Annotated in this window: 1 pseudogene; it reads left to right on the forward strand. The window is 42.3% G+C overall.

The features are described from left to right. Positions 1 to 497: 497 nt before the first annotated feature. Positions 498 to 695 (forward strand): annotated as a pseudogene (locus D5R40_RS33440) (IS630 family transposase); the annotation flags it as partial. Positions 696 to 837: the final 142 nt, after the last annotated feature.

Here is an 837-nt window from a genome sequence, read left to right on the forward strand (position 1 = left end):
ATTGGTGGCCGAAAATTCAGGTTTAATTACTCCGATGCTACCGGATTTGATATGAATTCCTTTTTCGAGTAATATCATGTCCGGTAGCATCGGTCTTGTATAGCAAAGGTAAGGAAGAAGGAAGAAGAAAGAGGGAAGAGGGAAGAAGGCTACCCTCGCAAGAAAAAAACCATCATTTCCTGTAGATATTCACCCTTGGGTTTACACAAACGATATAAACGGACATGATATGAAGCAATATCAATAAAATTATCATTTTCTTTGTGGGTTTAATACCCCACCGTCAACGGGGGTGTTCACGCATTACTTGGGGGGAGCGAATCCCCATGTAATTTTCCTCCTGTCTCCAGTATAGCTGTCTCCTGTCTCCTTCTTCAAGGAATGGACCCAAAGTAGCTCAGTGGATGAGCGAGCATCTGGAACGTCCTATTCATCCTCAAAGAGGGTGGTAAATACTCTAAGTGCAAGCCCAAAGGAATCTTTAACTCAGAACTTGTATGCCATCCAGCTCGCCTGAATTACAACCAGCAGAAAGGTTATGGCCTCTAATTAATGAACCGATCGCAAATCGTTCATTTACCAGCCTCGAAGAGTTAGAAGAAATTCTGTTTGAGCGTTGTCAAGTTCTTTTAACACAGCAATTTGCAATCAAGGCTATAACCCAGTACCATTGGTGGCCGAAAATTCAGGTTTAATTACTCCGATGCTACCGGATTTGATATGAATTCCTTTTTCGAGTAATATCATGTCCGGTAGCATCGGTCTTGTATAGCAAAGGTAAGGAAGAAGGAAGAAGAAAGAGGGAAGAGGGAAGAAGGCTACCCTCGCAAGAAAAAA

Source organism: Okeania hirsuta (assembly GCF_003838195.1).
In the GTDB taxonomy this organism is placed as follows: domain Bacteria; phylum Cyanobacteriota; class Cyanobacteriia; order Cyanobacteriales; family Microcoleaceae; genus Okeania; species Okeania hirsuta.